We start from the raw sequence: 14,775 nt of genomic DNA, 5'->3' as shown, positions 1-14,775 counted from the left end.
GGGTCCGGCGGCCGGAGCCGGCGTGCTCCACGGGTCGGCCACCTGTGTCCGGCCGGGCAAGCCCGCACCGGACGGGGCGGCCGGGGGCACGGAAGCCTGCCGGGGCGGGCCTGCCGGGACGTGCCCGGTGGCGGTATTCTCCCGGGCGAACAGGTCCCTGCGCGACATCGGTTCCATGGAATCGGTTCCAACCTGTCTCAGTCGAAGGTGGTCAGCAGCGAGGCGAAGACGCCGAACAAGCCGATGACCAGCGGGACGGCGGCCAGGATGGCCAGCGTCTCCAACCGGTTGGCCAGCAGGCGCAGTTTCGCGGCGGAATGGTCGGCCAGCGTGACGGTCAGCGAGATCACCACGGCGATGGCCAGCACCAGCAGGCCGGCCGCCACGAACCAGCCGTGCCCCGGAGAGAAGGCCAGCACCGAGCGCGCCAGGGCCAGCGTGCCGACGGCGGCCGCCAGGTACAGCGCGATCCGGTCGGTGGCCAGCGGAAAGGCGCGCGCCCGCAGCCCGGTGGCCAGGGCCAGACAACCGATCAGCGGCATCGTCCAGGCCTGCCGCTCGGTGTCGGTTCCCAGGATCCACAGTCCGGCGGCCACCGAGAGCGCCGCCAGCGCGGTGCCGAAGCTGAGGCCGCGGTGCGCCGAGCCGATGGCCACGTGGACGTCGGTGCGGCCGATGCGGCCGCCCTTGGCCCGCCGGTCGTCCAGCGTGGCCAGTCCGGACGCGGAGAGGGCGATCTGCGGCAGCAGGCCGAGGGTCGCGCAGCTGAGCAGCGCGGCCACGCCGGCGGCCAGCACCGGGGCGCCGAAGAGAGCCAGCGAGGCAGCCCAGAAAACGGTGAGCAGGGCGAGCAGGCCCGCGGCAGACATCAGCGCCCGCGGACGCTGCGAGATCAAACCGGCACCGACCAGTGCCACGGCGCTCGCCGCGGCGGCCAGCAGCACGTGCGTCCCGTGATCGGCGGGCAGACGCAGCACGCCGCCCACGGCCAGCAGCCAGCCGGTGCCCACCAGCAGCGGGCCCAGCACCGTGGCGGTCGCCCGGCCCAGGTAGATGCCGGCGCCCAGCAGCACCGCGGCCAGCGCGAAGAAGACGGCGGCGGCCATGGCGGTGGCGGCGCCCTCGAGCAGCAGGTGCACGCCCAGGTACAGTCCGACGGCGGCGAAGACGGCGCCCGTCCCGCGGCGGACCCGCTCGGTCCAGCGGCCGCCGATGTCCTCGGTCTGTTCCACCACGGCGTCGGTGATGTCGTACACCACCGGTGCAGGCGGGGCCTCGGAGACATTCACCAGCCGGAGCATGGCGCCGTCGGCAATGCCCGCGTCGGTCAGCGACGCGTCCTCGCGGACCGGATCGCCGGCGGGGGTGATCAGCGTTTTCACGGCGACGGCGGCGGCCGGCTGGTCATCGAGCAGGTCCAGGACCTGCGGCAGCAGCAGGCCGACGGGCGTTTGCGACGGGAGCAGGACGTCCACATGGCGCTGCGGCCCGGCCACGGTCACGCGGGTAAAGGTTTCGGCCATGCTCAAGCGGCTCCTCGGTGGGGGACGGGCGGCAGGCGGGCGCCGTCGTCGTCCGCCGGATGGCCGCCGAGGTGGAGGACGACGGCGGACTGCGTCCGCTGCTGCCGTTCCTGCCGCAGGTCTTCCAGCAGGTTGGTCACGAACGAATAGCCCACGCAGACGGCTGCGATGACAGCCGCCATGGCGATGCTGAAGAAGAAGGTGCGCACGCTGGACTTCCAGCGCCGCTGGAGCGGGTTCGCGCCGTACAGCAGCGCCGTGGTCAGCCGGGCACGCCGGACAGCCACTGACTCAATGAGCTGGTTGTCGTAATCGTGAGCCACATCTCTCCTCCCAAGCGGTGCGTCGCCTACCGAGCTTATCGCTCCAAACGATGGATAAATTCCCGCGTGTCCCGCTCAGGATGGGGAGATGTACCCATTAACGTCGATTGACGCGGTGCGAGCCAGCGCGTTCTATGGTAAAGGCGGGGAACCGCTCGAAGACAACCGGCCGGGCGGCAACCCGGCGCACCGCGGACGCAGCAGGCGTCCGCCGGCGGAAGCGGCAGCTACAGCCCCGTGACGGGGCACGGAGGTGGAGCAATGAGCGGCAACCAGTTCATCAAGATGGAAAAGAGCGCGTTTGTCGACGCCGGGAAGGCCAGCGCGGCGGCCGATACCGAACTCCAGGCGCTGATGAAGGAGCTTGAGGCAGTTCCCGAGCCCATGCGCGGCAACACCGCCGGCGACTTTTGGGAGAAGTTCAAGGGCATCATGGGCCGGGCGAACATGGTGGCGTCCGGGCTGCAGAAATCGCTGGTTTCCATTCAGCAGGGCCAGTCCGAGGTCAACACCACCATGCAGTTGGGCGAGCAGCAGCAGGCCGACGACGCCGATGCCACCGAGGGCAAGGCGGCCTGGGACGACGCCGTCTTCCGCAACCGCGGCTAGCCTGCACCGGAAGCAGGCAGGCTCCCGCCCCTCAAGCGGCAATGACCCACAGACGATCTTTTTCCGGCCGAGGCCGGGCATGAGGAAGGAAACATTATGGCAGACCAGAATTCATTCGCCTTCTCCGACGGCGGAGCATCGCAGGCCCAGGACAACCTGGACCGGGTGAAGAAGAAGCTTAACGCGCTGGTGGAAACCCGCAAGAAAGACGCCGCGGACCTGCAGGCCAAGTTCCAGGCCACCGACATCGCAGAGCAGTACGACCGGGTGGAGCAGGCCTGGGCAGACGCGGGCTTCGCGTTCGCGGGCATCATGGCGGACGTGCACAAGCTGCTGGAGGATGCCAAGAGCACCGCCGGCAACACCATCAAGACGGCCGGCGCGAAGATCGCCAACATCTAGACCGGCAGCATCCAGATCGCACCAGTCCGCCAAGGTCCGGCACGAAAGGCAAACAGCAGTGGCACTCGACGGCTGGGACATCGAACCCACCAAAGTCCAAACAATCGTCACCACCGCCAGCGGGCGGGCCGACAGCTTTGAGAAGGATTTCCCGGCCCTGGGTACCGCCGTCAGCGATATCGTCGCTGCCGCCAAGTCCGGCCCGGTGATGGACGCGCTCAACGGCTGGGCGGAGAAGACCGTCCAACCGGGCCTGAACAGTGTTGCCGGACGGCTGCAGACCACCTTCCAGGGCACCATGGACGCGGTGAATTCCTACGTCATGGGGGACGCGCAGATGGCGTCGGATGCCCAAAACCTGATCGGGACGCTGCCCGAGGAGGGAGACGCCTCGCGGCCGCACCGGCCGCACGGACCCTCTCCGCTGGCGCTCTGATCGACCGGTCCCGCCACTTTCACAAACATCAAGTCTCACGCACCGAATAAGGGGAAGCAATGACGGCCTGGGATCCCTACGCCGAGGAATACCCGCAGCGGCCCGACGCGGAACTGCTGCGCACCCACGCCAAGGCGCTGGACGACAAGGCCGAAGACATTGACGACGCCGTCGAACTGATCGAGAGCGACTGGAGCGGGCTGGAAGCGGTCTATAAGTCACCGGAGGCCCCGCAGGTCTACGTCGCGGTCAAACCGATCAGGACCACCACCGAGGACCTCAAGTCCGACACCGCGGCCATCAAGTCGGCCATCGAGGCGTTCGCCGACTGGGCGGACACCTTCACAGCGCGCTACGACGCGCTGCTGGCCCGCTGGCACGGCGTGCGGGCGCAGATCGCCAACGAAGGCAGCGATTGGCGCAAGGACGAGGACCTGGTTAACGACGACAACCGGATCCTCAGGGACGCCAATGCGCTGGCGGCCGAGCACATGGCGGCCGAGCGAACCTGCGCCAACGCGATTGCCGCGCTCTACGGCGGCATCACCCTGGTCGAAACCACGCAGGACGGCCCCGGCACCGGCCAGCAGGCCTACGGCTACTCGGCAGAACAGCTTGATTCGGCGACCGGCGAGGGGCACATTCCCTGGGGCAAGCCGACGGAGTGGGACAAGCCGTGGTACGCGGACGCCTGGGACGGCATGGTGTCCTTCGGCAAGGGCGTCTGGAGCGGGATCACCGGCACGGTGACCGGCCTGTGGAACATGGTCAACTTCACCGACGGCGAGACCTTCGCCGCCACCTGGAAGGGCATCGGCCAGATCGCCCTGAACGTGGCCATCGTCTCCAGCCCGATCTCCGCGCTCGTGGCCGAGTCGATCGGCGGCCCGGGCACGGTCAAAAAGGCAGGCGAGGAACTGCTGGCCGTCGGCAAGGCGGCCATCCACTGGGACGACTGGCAGCGCGACCCGGCCTACGCCGCCGGCGCGACGGCGTTCGATCTCTCCGCCATCCTCCTGACCGCCGGCGGCGGCGCCGTGGCCAAGGCCGGCGGCGTGGCCAACAAGGTCACCGCGGTCAGTCGGGCCGGCGGGGCAGCGGCCAAGGTGCTGGACTTCTCCGGCCTGTCCAAGACCGCGGGCCTGACCACCCGCGCCATCGATTTCTCCACCAACTTCAAGTTCACTGCCATCGATGTCACGACCAGCGGCTTCAAGACGGTCACCGGCACGGTCCGCCCCTACGTCAGCACCGCCGGCCACGCTTTCACCGACGGGCTGCGCCACGCCGCCTCGGGCCTGCGCGCCGGCGCGGACAACTTCACGACGTCGCTGCGCACCGGCACGGACAACCTGGCGAACGCGCTGGGCGGCCCGCGCCTGGCTACCGCGGGCGGCGGTTACACTACCGGGCACCGCTTCGATGTGGAGACGCCGTCCGGCCGGAACGCCAACACGATCATGAACTTTGACGCGGACGGACCCAGACCGTCGTCGCGCACCGGCGGCTACACCGTGCCGGAACGTCCCGGCCCTCCGCAGTACGGCCAGCGGATTGAGACGCCGGAGGCCAAGTCGGCGCCGGCACGCACTCCCGACGCGGAGGCGCCGGCGCGCACCCCCGACGCGGAGGCGCCGGCGCGCACCCCCGACGCGGAGGCGCCGGCACGCACTCCCGACGCGGAGGCGCCGGCACGCACTCCCGACGCCGGAGCCGATGCTTCGGGCTCAAGGGCCCCGGAACCCGATCCCGCCACACACAAGGCGGCCGCTGCGGGGTCCGGCGACGGCGTCAACGGCTATGACGTGAACGGACAGCGGGTCGACGACAGCTTCCGCCATCCGCAGGAACCGCAGTACGGCACCGCTGTGCCCGACGCGATCCAGAACCCGGAGGCACACGCCAGATATGGCCAGCACCGGGCCGATGACCTCTACCAGGACGTGGAGATGCCGGACTGGGCGGACCTGCCTAAGGACCAGCACGGCCGCGTGGACATCAACAGCGACCTCGACGCCATCGTGGACCGCTCCCAGCCCGCCTACGGCACCGACGAGCTCGGGAACCCCTTGGATAGAGCCGAGTACGCGAACCGGTACAGCGAGTTGGACGAGTTCCGGCCGGACGAGTACCGGGCGGCCTATCCGGACAACGCCGGGGCGGTCGAAGGAACCATCCGGACGTACTCGTCGTACGACGAGCTGCAGTCCGACTTTGGGAATGTCCAGCTGGACCGGATCGGCCCCAACGGCGGAGCCTACCTGGCCATCGAGGGAACCCCGTGGCACATGCGCGGCCTGCCGGTCGATACCCTCGGCAAGGAGCTGCACCACTTCGAGCTTGGCCGCCTGCCCGAGGGCGTCGAGGTCGAGGTCTCCGAAATCGCCCCGGCTTTCGGGCGCCCGGGCGGCGGAACCCAGCTGCGGTTCCTCGACACCACCCAGGGCCCCGATCCCAAAGCCATCGGCGTCGACGAACTGATCCGAAGGGAAGGCCTCCACGAGACCGGGCCGCGCCGGTTCGACCCGCCGTGGGCGCGCAACGCCGGCGACCCGGTGGACCTGCTGGCCAAGCACGACCTCGACTTGTCCGCACGGAAATCAGTCATTGACGCGGTCGAAGAGCAGGGCATCACGCTAAAACCCACGACCGTCTACGAGGTGGAGGGCCGCGGCAAGTTTTACACGAACTCCGCCGGCCACATCCAGCAGATCGAGGCTCCCAGCGGATCCAAGGGCAACTGGAATCCCGAACTGAACAACCCGCGGCCCAACGTCCGGTACCACATCGACGGCAACATCGTGGTCCACACCGACGGGTTCGGGCGCCCCACGGCACTGCACGCCCACGACCTCGAGTACTTTCCCAAGGAGCAGGCCGACACCTGGCGGCATCCCGGCAACCAGACCCACGTGGGCGGTCACGGCGGCGGCGACTACGACGGCGGCCACCTCCTCGCGGCCATGTTCGGCGGACCGGGGGAGAAGATCAACCTGATTCCCCAGCTGAACATCCAAAACCGGAACCTCGGCCTGGGCGCCCTGACGCCCATCGAGCGGTTGCGGCTGACGGGGGCCGCCGACACCTGGTATGACACCGAGCTTTGGATCCGCGACCGGCTCCGCGACGTGCCTCCCGGGGGCAGCAAGCCCTCGGTCACGTGGGACGTCCGCCCGATCTACGATGCTGGTGGGGGAAACCGTGTTCCACATATGGTGGAACTCAAGGTAACGGTTAACGGCCAAACCCGGCGCTTCGACTTCGAAAACTAAGGAATGTACTCCTCGTGACATCACAGCTGCTCTCCGACGAGTTTTTGTCGGCCATGGCAACCGCGGCCTCTTCGCGGTTCCGGACCTATCGGGAGATCCGGCTGGAGTTCGAGATCTACGGTGCAACCGTCTCCTGGACGGAGATGGCACAAACCGCTGAAGGCGCCTGGGTCAGCATTGACTTCTCCGAGGCCGTGCCGCTGGACCGCAGGGCGTTAAAGTCGGACAAAGCCGCCAGCTACACCAAAGGCAAGGGCACATGGTTCGCCGCCCGGCTGACCCTGGTCCCGGACGAAGAGCCGCGGTTCGAACGGTTCGACACGGAGCCGTTGGATCCCGCCCCGGGCGCCCTCCAGATGCCGGTACCTCCCGCTGGGGTCCAGGCCGAGCTGGCCCTGTTTCCGCGCGAACAGGAACGGGTTCCCGGCTGGATGCGCGACCTCCTTGAAAGCAACGGTTTGGACGTGCCGTATCTGGACCCGGCGACCGAAGAGCTGGTGCTTGGCAGTGAACGGGCCCCGTTCCAGGACCCCGCCCAGTAGCTCCCCCGCACCCTCCCGGAAGAAGGAACCCATTCCATGTCCGAACAGACGCCTGTGCTGCTCCGCCAACAGCAGTTGGCCGAGATACTCGCCGGCTGGATGCTGCAGGCCGTCAATTCCGAGCCCGGCTGGGACCGGATGGTGCTGGAGCTGAAACCATCCGCCGGCGCCATGCTCATGCGCATCACCCAAGACCGCGCCGGCATGGCAGCGGCCAATGCCGGCGCCCTGCAGCCCGGCACCGCGCCCTTCGACGCCGCCGTCGAACTGCGCAGCCTCAGCGCGGGGGAGAACGGAGAATCCTGGCGCTCGGCAGCCGTGAACCTCTCTGCACGGGACTGGCCGGAGCCGAAATACTCCCTGGACACCTACTTCAATTTCGACCAGCCCGCGCCTGATTTCGGTCTGGGAGAACCGGCCGACCAGGGGCCCGCATCAGCGGCCGGACAGGAACAGGCCGGCCGGCGCGGGCTGGACAACCGCTTGGTCGCCGACGCCGTGGCGAGATTCAGCGAGAATCCGGGGAAGGCGGCGGCCGTCAATGTGTTGCGCCACCTGATCGGCAGCGAAGTGTTGCTCGATGCCACAGATAATCCCGGCCGCCCGGGCATCAGCGTCGTCGAAGTCCACGGTTCGCCGTCCGTGCTCGCCTTCACCTCGCAGGAGAAGCTGGCCGAATTCCGGGCCTCCACGGGCCGGCCGGGGGCGCCGGTGTCCTGGGTCCAGCCCGGCGAGGAACTGGTGAAGTTCGTCGACGGCCACCGGGACATTGCCTACCTCTACATCAATCCCGCCGGCCCCGCCTGCGCCCTCGGTCGTCCGGAAATCAGCTTCGCGGCCGGGAGCCTGGCCAATGTCGGCCTGAAGCGGGCCGTGGCAAGCCAGGGCGGCACCGACGCCGTCGCCGAACAGCTCAAGCGGCCCGGCGCCGTTGTTCTGGCGGTTGACCGTTCCGGCGAGGGTGGCTCCGACGGGGGCCCGATCCTGCTCAAGGGCCAGGACGGCGGGCCGATTCTTCCCGTATTCTCCTCCGGGCCGGAAGTTGCCGCTTTCCGGCCGGCGGCGCGGTTCAGGGAAGTGCCGGCAACCTGGGCGATCGACATGCTGCGCCAGAGGCCCGAACTGTCGATGGTGGTGGACCCCGCCGGCCCGGAAGCGCTGCTCCGCGCCTCGGACTTCTGACATGGCCGCCCACCTGGGGCAGTTGGACGAAGCCCTGCTGACGACGGCTGCAGAGTGGTTCGGGGGCCGCAGTTCGCTGGAGGACGGCGCCTGGACCGTGCGGAACGACTACGGCGTCCGGATGTCCATCGCGGCCGAGGCCGACGGCTTCGTCTTTCGGGACATCATCGCGCCTTACTGGCCCGGGAAGCCGGAATACGTCCGGACCACGGACCCGGAGGCCCTGCTGCGCTGCCTGTTGTTCCGGGCCGCGTTCTGGCAGCGCAAACGCCGCGGCCTGCGCTTTCTGGCTCTCTCCGACCAGGGGATGGATGACGCCGGCGGCTGGACGCTTCGCACCAAGCCGCACAAGTCGCCCGCCGTGCTCGAACGTACGGGACCCGGCGGCACCGTCACCGCCGGCTTTCCGGTGGCACGCGACGCGCGGATCTTCACCCGGTATGCTGCGCTTCCGCTGGAGTCCCTCGTGGTGTCACTCGTCGCGGCGGACGGTGCCCCGCTGTTCGGGCCGGGCAGGCCAGGCCACGTTCTCCAAGGGCTGCCGGGCCGGCTGGCGGAACTGCCGCCCGAACGGATGGACAAGGCCGCACAGTACGCCGCCATAGCCGAACCGCTGATCCGTGACGATCAGTGGGCGATCATGAACGCGGCCGGAGAGCGCACGACCGTCAGCGCGACCGCCGACGGGTACATCCTGGACTTTGAAATGCCGCACGACAACGCGGACCGGAAAAGGTCCTACGTGCGCACCGAGGACCCGGACATACTTACACGTTGCCTGTTGTTCCTCAGCGGCCGGGCCAACCGGTTCCTGGAGGCAGCGGACGCCGGGGATGGTTTCCTGCCCTACACCGACCGATACGGTTGCCGGGTCGAGGACCCCGACCAGGCCTACCCCGTCACCCTCACCGGCACCAGCGAGCGGGGGGAGTTCAGGGCCTTCTTCCCGGCCGGCACCGGGGCGCGCCACCTGACCTATTACTCCGGGGCGCCCATCGAGGAGCTGCTGGCGTCGATCGAGTCGGACGACGGCTCGCCGCTGTTCGGTCCGAACCGGCTGGGAGCCGCCGGCTGAGGGCCGGACGATGCGGCAAGCCTGAGGAGCCGCACCGGTCCCTGGCCCGGCGACGCACCGCCGGCGCCCGGGCGCCAGTGAGATACGCGGCACACTGTTAGGAGGGAAACCGGCGGGCATTTAGAATAGGAAACTGTGCGCTTATTGCGCAGGAGGATTCCCGAAGAAGAAGGACTGCCCGTGTCTAACTCTGCCGAGGCCATCACCCAGCGTCCCCTGAGGGTGGCTATCGTCGGCGCCGGACCAGCCGGCGTTTACGCCGCCGACATCCTCACCAAGGCGGAGCGGGATTTCGAGGTCAGCATCGACCTCTTCGACCGCTACCCCGCGCCCTACGGGTTGATCCGCTACGGCGTGGCCCCCGACCACCCGCGGATCAAGGGCATCGTCAACGCCCTGCACAAGGTGCTGGACCGCGGCGACATCCGCTTCCTGGGCAATGTCGACTACGGCCGGGACCTGACCCTGAGCGACTTCCGGCACTTCTACGACGCGGTGATCTTCGCGACGGGCGCCATCCAGGATGCCGAGCTGGACATCCCCGGCGTTGAGCTCGAAGGATCCTTCGGCGCGGCAGACTTCGTGTCCTGGTACGACGGGCATCCGGACGTGCCCCGCGACTGGCCGCTGGAGGCCAAGGAGATCGCGGTCATCGGCAACGGCAACGTGGCGCTGGACGTGGCCCGCATGCTCTCCAAGCACGCCGACGACCTGCTCAGCACCGAGATCCCGGACAACGTGTACCGCGGCCTGAAGAACTCTCCCGTCACCGATGTGCACGTCTTCGGCCGGCGCGGTCCGGCGCAGGTGAAGTTCACCCCGCTGGAGCTGCGCGAGCTTTCGCATTCGCGCGACGTGGACATCGTGCTCTACCCGGAGGACTTCGACTTCGACGAGGGCTCCGACGAGGCGATCCGCTCCAACAACCAGACCAAGACGATGGTCAACACCCTGACCAACTGGCTGGTGGAAGAACAGGACACCGGCGCTTCCCGCCGCCTGCACCTGCACTTCCTGCACACGCCCGTGGAAATCGTGGAAGGCAGCGGCGACGGCGCCGGGAACGTGGCGGCGATCAAATTCGAGCGCAACGAGCTGGACGGCACCGGCAACGTCCGCGGCACCGGCGAAATCGTCGAATACCCGGTCCAGGCCGTCTACCGGGCCATCGGTTACTTCGGCTCCGAGCTGCCCGAGGTCGGCTACGATGCCCGCCGCGGCGTCATCCCGAACGAGGGCGGGCGTGTGCTGGACGAGGACGGCAACCCGGTGCCGGGCATCTATGCCACCGGCTGGATCAAGCGCGGGCCGGTGGGCCTGATCGGCCACACCAAGGGCGATGCGCTGGAGACCATCGGCTTCCTGCTCGAGGACCGGCTGGACCTGCCCGCTGCCTCCGATCCCGCCGAGGATGCGATCATCAAGCTGCTCGAGGAGCGAGGCGTCGCCTACACCACGTGGGAAGGCTGGCTGAAGCTGGATGCCCATGAGCGTGAGCTCGGGGCCTCCTTCGTCCCCGAAAACAACGACGGCGATGTTCCCGCCGTCGAGCGCGAGCGCGTCAAGGTGGTCCCGCGCGAAGAAATGGTGAAGATCTCGCAGCACTGATCCGCGGAACCGGGTACCCGGTTCCGCGCGGGGAGCCCGCCCGACCCGGCGCCGCACCGGCGCGCGGTGTGCTAGCGCTTGAGGTAGAAGCGCAGGACGTCGCCGCCGGGAAGTTCCACGCGGACCTTGTCGTCGCCGGGCGTGCTGAGGCGGGCTTCGGGATAGGTGGAACGCAGGCAGCTGAGCAGCGCCTGGTAAGGATCCGGGAGACAAGCATCCGGTCCTCGTGGGCTTCCCGGTTCCGGGCGGTGGAGCCAGGTCCGGAAGCGGCCGCCGCACCGCTGCAGCAGGGACTGTACTGGAGCCACCATCGCCATCCTCGCCCGCTTCACTGCCGGCCGCCGGCCGGTCTGATTCCGCGTTTCTGCCCTTTCGCCCAGTATGGGAGCCGGCGGCCCTTTATCCGCGAGGCGTCCCGGCATGTCGCGGAAGAACCGGTGTCGGGCCGGCAACGACTATGCTGAAGCCGAGCCGGTGGCCGCCGCATCCACCGGCGCCCCGATCCGCGTCGGGCGCTTCAGGTCCCACGCAGAAGGAGGCAGGGCACACCGCATGGCCAGACCGCAGAACCCGCAGCGCAAGCCGCAGCTGCTCGAGGACATCCTGGCCTACCTGCAGGACAAGAACCTCGCGGACCTGTCCTTTCGCCCGCTCGCCGAAGCCCTGGGCATCAGCAGCTACATGCTGGTCTATCACTTCGGGCACCGGGAACAGCTGCTCGAGGAGATTGTGCAACGGGTCGAGGCCGATCTCTCCGCGCCGTCGCCGGAGCAGTTGGCCGGCCTGGCGGTTCCGGAGCTGCGGCAGTTGCTGCTCCAGGTGTGGGAGCACTCGCAGACCCCGCAGAGCCTCGCCCTGCAGCGCCTGGGCTTCGAAGTAGCCATCCAGCAGGCGGCCGCCCGGCACACCACCGATCCGGCGCCGCCGGCGCGACCGCCCGGGTTCGTTCGCTGGCGCGATGCCGCCACCGGGTGGCTGCGGGCCCGCGGGGCAGGGGAGCAGACGGCGGCGGCCGAAGGAACGCTCTTCGCCGCCGGCGTGTGCGGCCTGTGGTTCGGGCAGGTGGTTGCCGACCAGGCCGGGGAGCCGGCGGCGGCGTTCAACCTGCTCCTGGAACGTTTCCTGGCGGCCGCCGCCTGAGAAGTCCGCGCGGCGCCGTGGTGACACCCTGCGGGAGCCGCCGCTGGACGGAAGGGGCGCTCCGCCGTCGTGATTCGGCAGGGGCTCGCATACTCTGGGGGAGTGACGAACGATATACCGCTGAATGAAGAACAGACCCGACGCGTGGTTGCGCTCGCCATGGACCTGGCCCGCGAGGGCAAGACCGGCGAGCTCGCGGAATTCCTCGACCACGGGCTGCCCGTGGACGCGCTGGATTCCGACCACAACACCCTGCTGATGCTGGCCGCCTACCACGGGCAGGAAGAGACCGTGGGCATGCTGCTGGGCCGGGGCGCCAATCCGGACATCCGCAACGTCCGCGACCAGTCCCCGATCGCCGGCGCCCTGTTCAAGGGCGAGGACGCCGTGGTGTCCAGGCTGCTGGCGGTCGGCGCGGACCTGGACGCAGGCACCCCGAGCGCGCGCGATGCGGCCAAAATGTTCGGCCGCGAGCATCTGCTGGACAAGTAGCAATCCACTAAACGAAAAAACTGCCCGGAACCGGCCGCAAGGGCTGGTTCCGGGCAGTTTTATGCCGTCAGGCGGGGTGTTACGCCGAGTCGGTGTTCACATCGACCGGGGAGATCTTGCCGGCCTGCAGGGCCTCGATGGCCTTGCGCACGCCTTCGCCGTAGGCCGGGTCGGCCTTGGTGCAGTTGGCGATGTGGCGCTCGATGGTCGCCTGGGAGGCGCCGTCGATGGCACGAGCGGTGTTCTCGAACAACACCTGGCGCTGCTCGGCGGTCATCTTCTCGCGGAAGAGGATGCCGGGCTGCTCGTAGTAGTTGTCGTCGTCCTCGCGGAAGTTGAACCGGTCGGCGACGGCGCCCACGGCCTGGGCCGGGTCGCGGTAGGCCGGCTGTTCCTGCCAGCGGCCGTAGCCGTTGGGATTGATGCCCGGGGTCGCGCCCTGGTTGCCGTCGACGCGCATGGCACCGTCACGGTGGAAGGAGTTGACCAGCCCGGCGCCGCGCGGGTAGTTGACCGGGATCTGGTGGTGGTTGACACCCAGGCGGTAGCGCTGCGCGTCGCCATAGGAGAACAGACGTCCCTGCAGCATGCGGTCCGGCGAGAAGCTGATGCCCGGAACCACGTTGGCCGGAGTGAAGGCAGCCTGCTCGACGTCGGCGAAGTAGTTCTCCGGGTTGCGGTTCAACTCCCACTCGCCAACCTCGATCAGCGGGTAGTCCTTCTTAGACCAGACCTTGGTCAGGTCGAACGGGTGGTACTTGTAGGTCTCCGCGTCGGCCTCGGGCATGATCTGGACCATGAGCTTCCACTTCGGGAAGTCGCCGCGGTCGATGGACTCGAGCAGGTCGCGCTGGTGCGACTCGCGGTCCTCGCCGACCAGCGCGGCGGCCTCGGCGTCGGTGAGGTTCTTGATGCCCTGCTGCGTACGGTGGTGGAACTTCACCCAGTAGCGCTCGCCGGCGTCGTTGATGAAGCTGTAGGTGTGCGAGCCGAAGCCGTGCATGTGGCGGTAGGACGCCGGGATGCCGCGGTCGGACATGACGATGGTGACCTGGTGCAGGGCCTCGGGCAGGTTGGTCCAGAAGTCCCAGTTGTTCTCGGCGCTGCGCAGGTTGGTGCGCGGATCACGCTTCACTGCGTGGTTCAGGTCCGGGAACTTCAGCGGGTCGCGGAAGAAGAACACCGGGGTGTTGTTGCCCACCAGGTCCCAGTTGCCCTCTTCGGTGTAGAACTTGACCGAGAAGCCGCGGATGTCACGCTCGGCGTCGGCCGCGCCGCGCTCGCCGGCGACGGTGGAGAAGCGGGCGAACAGTTCGGTCTTCTTGCCGACCTCGGAGAAGATCTTGGCCTTGGTGTACTTGGTGATGTCGTTGGTCACCGTGAAGGTGCCGAAAGCACCGGAGCCCTTGGCGTGCATGCGGCGCTCGGGGATGACCTCGCGGTCGAAGTGGGCCATCTTCTCCAGGAACCAGACGTCCTGCAGCAGCATCGGGCCGCGGGGACCCGCGGTCAGGCTGTCCTGGTTATCGGCTACGGGCGCGCCCGCAACAGTTGTCAACGGCTTGGTGTTATCAGCCATTTAGTTATCGCTCCTTGTCGGATCTTCCAATTGAAGGTCTTTCGTGGCAGTGCAGGCGGGGCAGGTGCCCCAGAAGGTGACCTCGGCTTCGTCGATCGCGAAACCGTGGCCCTCGGCCGCCGTCAGGCACGGTGCCTCGCCCACGGTGCAGTCGACGTCGGCAATATTGCCGCACGACCGGCACACCACGTGGTGGTGGTTGTCGCCGACCCGGGCCTCATAGCGCGCCGGGGACCCCGAGGGCTCGATCCGGCGCAGCAGCCGGGCGTCCGTCAGCGCCGCCAGCACGTCGTAGACGGCCTGCTTGGAGACGCCGCCGAGTTCGTCCCGCACCACACCGGTGATGGTGTCGGCGTCGGCATGCGGGTGCGCGCGGACTGCTTCCAGCACCGCCGCCCGCGGACGGGTCACGCGCAGCGACGCCTCGCGCAACAAGTCCTCCGGATCCCTCATCTCGACCATGAAACGATTCTGTCACCTTTTTTGGACTGAGTCCAGAAAATTATCTGGACTCAGTCCAATCCTTACGACGGCGGCGCCGGCCGCCGGGAGGCACCTCGCCCGGGCGCGCTGGCCGCCTGGGCGTGCGCCC

General features: G+C 68.5%; 15 protein-coding genes. 10 read left to right on the top strand and 5 right to left on the bottom strand.

Going from position 1 to position 14,775, the window contains the following annotated elements:
• Nucleotides 1-197: 197 nt before the first annotated feature.
• Nucleotides 198-1,523, bottom strand: a complete 1,326-nt coding sequence (eccD, locus tag AC5RUH_RS15805; protein WP_494129056.1) for a type VII secretion integral membrane protein EccD — start codon at nucleotides 1,521-1,523, stop codon at nucleotides 198-200.
• A gap of 2 nt (nucleotides 1,524-1,525) precedes the next feature.
• Nucleotides 1,526-1,846, bottom strand: coding sequence for a hypothetical protein (locus tag AC5RUH_RS15800; protein ID WP_494129054.1), 321 nt, complete (start codon nucleotides 1,844-1,846; stop codon nucleotides 1,526-1,528).
• Between the two features lie 261 nt (nucleotides 1,847-2,107).
• On the opposite strand from AC5RUH_RS15800, the gene AC5RUH_RS15795 reads away from it, so the two are divergent.
• The 8 genes from AC5RUH_RS15795 to AC5RUH_RS15760 all read left to right on the top strand — a co-directional run bounded on the left by AC5RUH_RS15795 (nucleotide 2,108) and on the right by AC5RUH_RS15760 (nucleotide 10,972).
• The gene (locus AC5RUH_RS15795; RefSeq protein ID WP_493939538.1) at nucleotides 2,108-2,455 is read left to right on the top strand and encodes a hypothetical protein; all 348 of its coding nucleotides are present in this window, start codon (nucleotides 2,108-2,110) and stop codon (nucleotides 2,453-2,455) included.
• Between the two features lie 96 nt (nucleotides 2,456-2,551).
• Complete coding sequence (locus tag AC5RUH_RS15790) at nucleotides 2,552-2,857, top strand: hypothetical protein (RefSeq protein WP_493939539.1); 306 nt, start codon at nucleotides 2,552-2,554, stop codon at nucleotides 2,855-2,857.
• A gap of 58 nt (nucleotides 2,858-2,915) precedes the next feature.
• Entirely contained in the window at nucleotides 2,916-3,293 is a 378-nt protein-coding gene (locus tag AC5RUH_RS15785) for a DUF6507 family protein (protein ID WP_494129053.1), read from the top strand.
• A gap of 59 nt (nucleotides 3,294-3,352) precedes the next feature.
• Complete coding sequence (locus tag AC5RUH_RS15780) at nucleotides 3,353-6,565, top strand: glycohydrolase toxin TNT-related protein (protein ID WP_494129052.1); 3,213 nt, start codon at nucleotides 3,353-3,355, stop codon at nucleotides 6,563-6,565.
• A gap of 14 nt (nucleotides 6,566-6,579) precedes the next feature.
• Nucleotides 6,580-7,107, top strand: coding sequence for a hypothetical protein (locus tag AC5RUH_RS15775; RefSeq protein ID WP_494129051.1), 528 nt, complete (start codon nucleotides 6,580-6,582; stop codon nucleotides 7,105-7,107).
• 36 nt (nucleotides 7,108-7,143) lie between these two features.
• On the top strand, nucleotides 7,144-8,289 hold the full coding sequence (locus tag AC5RUH_RS15770) for an SseB family protein (protein WP_494129050.1): 1,146 nt from the start codon (nucleotides 7,144-7,146) through the stop codon (nucleotides 8,287-8,289).
• 1 nt (nucleotide 8,290) lies between these two features.
• Nucleotides 8,291-9,364 carry a hypothetical protein gene (locus AC5RUH_RS15765; RefSeq protein ID WP_494129049.1) on the top strand — a complete coding sequence of 358 codons (1,074 nt, stop codon included), beginning with the start codon at nucleotides 8,291-8,293 and terminating at the stop codon, nucleotides 9,362-9,364.
• Nucleotides 9,365-9,544: 180 nt separating this feature from the next.
• Entirely contained in the window at nucleotides 9,545-10,972 is a 1,428-nt protein-coding gene (locus tag AC5RUH_RS15760; RefSeq protein ID WP_494129048.1) for an FAD-dependent oxidoreductase, read from the top strand.
• Between the two features lie 71 nt (nucleotides 10,973-11,043).
• On the opposite strand, the gene AC5RUH_RS15755 is transcribed toward AC5RUH_RS15760, so the two are convergent.
• Nucleotides 11,044-11,283, bottom strand: coding sequence for a hypothetical protein (locus AC5RUH_RS15755; RefSeq protein ID WP_494022447.1), 240 nt, complete (start codon nucleotides 11,281-11,283; stop codon nucleotides 11,044-11,046).
• Between the two features lie 241 nt (nucleotides 11,284-11,524).
• Between AC5RUH_RS15755 and AC5RUH_RS15750 the strand changes: the two genes are divergently transcribed.
• Nucleotides 11,525-12,112 (top strand): TetR/AcrR family transcriptional regulator, encoded by a 588-nt coding sequence (locus tag AC5RUH_RS15750; protein WP_494129047.1) that lies wholly within the window; start codon nucleotides 11,525-11,527, stop codon nucleotides 12,110-12,112.
• A 159-nt stretch (nucleotides 12,113-12,271) separates the two neighbouring features.
• Complete coding sequence (locus AC5RUH_RS15745; protein WP_494129055.1) at nucleotides 12,272-12,604, top strand: ankyrin repeat domain-containing protein; 333 nt, start codon at nucleotides 12,272-12,274, stop codon at nucleotides 12,602-12,604.
• A 79-nt stretch (nucleotides 12,605-12,683) separates the two neighbouring features.
• Here AC5RUH_RS15745 and AC5RUH_RS15740 read toward each other — a convergent pair whose 3' ends face one another.
• Together AC5RUH_RS15740 and AC5RUH_RS15735 are read right to left on the bottom strand one after the other, a co-directional pair.
• Complete coding sequence (locus tag AC5RUH_RS15740; protein ID WP_493966620.1) at nucleotides 12,684-14,183, bottom strand: catalase; 1,500 nt, start codon at nucleotides 14,181-14,183, stop codon at nucleotides 12,684-12,686.
• Nucleotides 14,184-14,645: a Fur family transcriptional regulator gene (locus AC5RUH_RS15735; protein WP_494022449.1), complete on the bottom strand. Its 462-nt coding sequence runs from the start codon at nucleotides 14,643-14,645 to the stop codon at nucleotides 14,184-14,186.
• Nucleotides 14,646-14,775 lie beyond the last annotated feature (130 nt).

Source organism: Arthrobacter sp. Y3223166 (genome assembly GCF_059090935.1).
This window is presented reverse-complemented; position numbering and strand designations above follow the sequence as displayed.